This window comes from Aneurinibacillus sp. UBA3580, from assembly GCF_002375825.1.
In the GTDB taxonomy this organism is placed as follows: Bacteria; Bacillota; Bacilli; order Aneurinibacillales; family Aneurinibacillaceae; genus Aneurinibacillus; species Aneurinibacillus danicus.
The window spans coordinates 50334-54961 of sequence record NZ_DFMZ01000078.1 but is presented as its reverse complement, the minus strand read 5'-3'; the positions used below and the strand labels follow the sequence as shown (position 1 = coordinate 54961).

The 4628-nt window shown below is 44.7% G+C and carries 4 protein-coding genes; all 4 read left to right on the top strand.

Translation table 11 applies throughout. The annotated features are described in order from the left end of the window. Positions 1-256 precede the first annotated feature (256 nt). Positions 257-475 (top strand): hypothetical protein, encoded by a 219-nt coding sequence (locus tag B2899_RS12015; RefSeq protein ID WP_286886078.1) that lies wholly within the window; start codon positions 257-259, stop codon positions 473-475. Between the two features lie 581 nt (positions 476-1056). After that, the gene (gene cmr1 / locus B2899_RS12010; protein WP_286886077.1) at positions 1057-1926 is read left to right on the top strand and encodes a type III-B CRISPR module RAMP protein Cmr1; all 870 of its coding nucleotides are present in this window, start codon (positions 1057-1059) and stop codon (positions 1924-1926) included. Between the two features lie 4 nt (positions 1927-1930). After that, the gene (gene cas10, locus B2899_RS12005) at positions 1931-3688 is read left to right on the top strand and encodes a type III-B CRISPR-associated protein Cas10/Cmr2 (protein WP_286886075.1); all 1758 of its coding nucleotides are present in this window, start codon (positions 1931-1933) and stop codon (positions 3686-3688) included. Continuing rightward, a partial coding sequence (cmr3, locus tag B2899_RS12000; RefSeq protein WP_286886072.1) for a type III-B CRISPR module-associated protein Cmr3 occupies positions 3681-4628 on the top strand: 948 nt, incomplete at its 3' end. The genes cas10 and cmr3, both read left to right, overlap by 8 nt.

Genomic DNA, 4628 nt, shown 5'->3' with positions numbered 1-4628 from the left:
TTCAAGCCGGATCTCAAAGAAATCCTCTTCTCTATAAGATTCTTTTCTTTTAGCTTGTAGGTAATCGGAGATGTATTTATCTAGCATTCTTTCGATATGCTCATATGGAGGTAGGTTATTCCCGTATAAAACTGCTATTTTTATATCCATGTATTTGATCACTCCTTACACATCATTTTATTCCATTCCTTACATGGAAAGGAATAGAGAATGTAGTGGTATGAGAGAAACTTCAAGACAAAGGGAGGAATGTACAATGCCGGCTCCTGTGAAATACGATTGGACAGCAGCGGAAGCCGCGTTCGTGTATGCGCCAGACGATGGCAGCCGCGTCACACTGAAAAAGATAAGTGAACAGTTTAACATTCCCTATCAGACGGTGCTCCGGTATGCGGCCGCGCAGAACTGGACGGAGAAGCGATTGAACTATATTCGACCGCAGCGGAGTTGCAAACGGTCCGGAATCCATATGTGATCGAAGCCATGCGTCGGCAGTTGAAATGCTACAAAACTTGATAAAACTTTACTTTTGAAATGCTACAGATGTTGAGGAATGTTAAGGTTGCAGAAAAAAATCGATGCAAGTAGATACTAAGCTTTTCATCGAAAATGCCGGACGAGAAAAAGTGCAACCTTCAACCGTACGGATGCAACCTGGATGCAGAAGAGTTGCATGAAATACACAGGTATGACGAAGAAAGAGGCACTAATCGTTATGCTACAAAACCAGGAAAAACTAGGATGATTACAAAGAGAAATTAAGCATCGTATAACTTACCGGGGAAAATATATTTTCTAAGTTTGATACAAAAAAGCTGTGCGGGCATATGAGCAAGGTAATAAAAAGTAAAGGTAATCAGCAAAGCTGAAGTCACATTCTTGTGTCTTAGGGCAGAGGGTGTGGCTTTTTGTCTTTTTAAAAGATGATTATAACTTTTTTCAACTGTAAATAAGAAAATTGTCTATATTTGTATTTTTTTAGAGGAAATAAGACCTGGTAAATAGAAAGTATAACCATTCATTAAAAAAGAATTTATGAGAACAGGAGGGGAGAGTTTGCATAAAGCTGTAATTTCTTGTGTATTGCTGTCACCTATGTTACTTCGGGGAGTTGAGCAAACACCGGAACTTCGCGAAGCCTCCGTTAAGGGATCGCTTCGATTCTGGTTTCGTGCGCTTCATGCGGATATCGAAAGCATCAGCCAATTGAAGGACAAAGAAGGGCAGTGGTTCGGGGAAAACGGAAAGACCAAATCGCCCGTTACTTTGCGGATACAAAAACAAAACATAGAGTGTGGCGAATACAACCCGCGTCCACATCGAAAAGAAAGCAGAGGAAGGATCAAAGGATTTGCGGAACGTGGAACCTTTCAGCTTGCTCTGGTAAGCAGGGAGGATCTTGCCCGTTACGAATCCATGATGAAAATTGCGCTGTTGCTTGGCGGATTGGGGGCACGGAGTCGGCGCGGATTCGGGAGTGTAGCATACCCGGATATGCCTACGACGCTTACAGAGATAGCGGCACTACTGAATCAGGTACATAACCATTTTCAGGTAGCTGGTAACAAAATCATCCCGATACGAAAAACCGGTCTGCCGTTCCCGTATATCGAATCCATTGAAATCGGAATGGAGTATACAAGTGCAACTCATCTGCTAGAACAAATAGGCAAAGCCTCCAGCAAACACAATAGTCCCTATACCGGCTTTACCAGCGATTTTGCAAAAAAATGGGAATTAAAAAACAAACGCATGGGTTCACCGGTGTATGTTTCAATGATTTCCGCTGGCGGCAAAGTACGCCCGGTTGTCACCACGCTTCATACGGCATTTGAAAAGGATGTAGCAGAGGTGATACGTTCCCATAACGAGCAAAACTTGTCTCGAAAGTTTACTGACATGATCCTAACAGGAAAGGGGGAATGAAAAGTTGAAAGGACTATTTTTGCTTACGGTAAGCCCGGTACAACCATTCGTTATCCAATCCCGTAAAACACAGGACATGTACGCTGGAAGCTATCTTCTTTCCCATTTAACCAAAACAGGAATTTCTGCGTTGAAAAACCTGCAGGCATCCGCAGAGATCGTATTCCCGAATGAAACCATTGAGTCCATGCCGAACCGTTTCCTTGCCATTGTAGAAGGAGAAAAAGAAAAGTTTAGACGGCTTGGCGAGCAGGTAAAAGAAGCGATCATTCAAGAATGGCACAACATAGCCGAACACCTGATGAAAAAGATGGAGAAAGAAGGCGTGAAACGTCCAAAAAATTTTGGCCGGCAGATTGGTTATTACCTTGATATAAGCTGGATTGTGCATCCGATGAACGGAAGCTATGAAGAAGAATACCCGAAAGTGGAACGGCACCTGGGAGAAGTAAAAGGCGTTCGCCCGTTTTTCCAGCTTGAAGAACAGGGGAGAAAATGCATCTTAACCGGTGAGCATGATGCCCTCTTTTACCGGGGAGTCAAGCGCGCGTATATGGACGAAGCGGTAGAAGTACCGGTACGAGGAGAACTTGGTCTTCGCTACCTATCCGAAGGCGAAGCGATCGGTGCGGTCGGGATGATAAAGCGTTTTGCGGGCCTTTATTTTACCGACAAAGCGGTCAAAGATACGGTCGTTCCATTTGAGGCTGATTTCCCTTCTACCGCGCATATTGCCCTGCTCGATGCACTGTATCAAGTAAAAGAAGGAGAAGAAGCAAACATTGAGCCAAAGGCGGTAGATGCGGCTTTCGTATTATCTGTTCTGCGGGGCGGGGAATTTAGCGAAGAAATAACCGAAGAAGTAGAGAAAAACTCGCGGAAGGTAGTATCGCTCATCCAAGATATGGGCATTTCAACAACGCCGTATTACGCCGTTATTGTCTTTGACGGTGATAATATGGGCAAATGGCTCTCCGGGGAAAAACTTCGGGATCAAAGTCAGCTTCAGGACTTCCATACCCACATCAGTCTGCAGTTAGGTGCATTTGCGAAAAAGGCTCGGGCCATCTTAACTGGTGAACGCGGTGTAGTTGTTTATGCTGGGGGGGACGACTTTTTAGGTCTGGTTCATGTACGACACCTTTTCCCGGTAATGAAAGAACTCCGAGAAGCTTTTGAAGCCATTGATGTATCAGATTTTACGGAAGAAACGATGGCATTTTCTGCAGGTGTGGTGATTGCTCATTACAAAGAGCCGCTCTCATTGGTACTTAATAAAGCAAGAGAAATGGAGAAGTTGGCTAAAAAGAAAAACGATAAAGATTCGTTTGGCATTTGCCTGCTTAAACATTCTGGTGAACAGCTTCAAAGTGTGTTGAAATGGACGTTTGATGAACACTGGACAACCGATCTTGCTGATGCCATTGTTGATTCGTTACGCAAGCACTTTTCAGATACGTTTATTCGTGTATTCCAAACGGAAGTTATGAAATTGGCCGACCATGCGGAAGAAATTGAGACAAAAGAAATCTCAACGCTCGATGAGATGCTGAAAGCAGAATGGACACGCCTGATGTACCGGGCTTGCTCGCTGAAAAAAGACGAGAAGGCGGAAGCGGTTGAAGAATTGCAAAAGAAATTCACCCTGTTGCAGGAACTCATTCGATATTCAGCAATGGCGGATACCCACCAGTGGTCAACGTTCTTTTCATTTTTAAACATTTTACTATTCCTTGAAAGGGAGGTGAAGTCCATTGCTTAAGATTCAAGCGCTTGACCCGTTATTTTTCCGTGACGGAAAACCATTCACTATGGGAGAAGATGCTGGTGCGGAAAGTATGTTTCCACCGGTTCCTTCCGTATTTTATGGTGCGCTGCGTACGCTGTATTTTTCCGAACATCCCGAACTGTTTATGTATATAAAAGAGAACAAACTGTTTAATACGGACGCCGATTCAACGAAATATTTCCATCTGCGCGGTGCTTTTCTTGAAGAGTTCGGTGAACCTCTTTTCCCTCTGCCTTACGATTGCGTCAATCCGGATGGGGAAGAAGGGACGGCGTACCTGTTGCAGTTAGAGCCGAACGAATTGATTTCAAGCCGGACGCTCCCTATGGTTCTTCGCTCTCCGATAGAAGGGCAGGTAGAGAACATGGATGGGGCGGTGATGACGCTCGGTACCTTTCTTGAGTACCTGCATGGCCAATCTACTATGTTTGGCTATAAAGAGGTGGCAGATTCTATTGTAAAAGAATCAAAAACCGGAATCGGGTTAAACCAAGATCGGCGTTCTACAGAAGATGGCAAGCTTTATCGATTGTCGATGGTTCGAATGGAACCCAAACATGAATACCAGAAGCAGAGTTCTCCTTTGTCTTTCGTGCTGGATTACGATCGGCTTACTCTTCCTGCACAGGGTGTGATGCGGTTGGGCGGAGAAGGAAGGCTTGCTTCTTTTGAACAAGTGGAACCGTTTGTCATTCCAGCTCCTGCATTGTCCGGTAATCGGTTCAAGCTGTATTTTGCCACGCCGAGCTTTTTCCGTCGGGGCTGGCTCCCCAAATGGATTGACCCTCATACATTAACTGGTGAATACAAAGGCATTGGGTTAAAGCTGTTATCAGTGGCCGCAGGGAAGTATGTACCGATTGGTGGGTTTGACATGAATAAAAACCGACCGAAAACGATGCGGAGAGCGGGT

Coding starts and splice junctions, on each gene's coding strand:
- B2899_RS12015 (WP_286886078.1), top strand. CDS start 257: ATGCCGGCTCCTGTGAAATACGATTGGACAGCAGCGGAAGCCGCGTTC.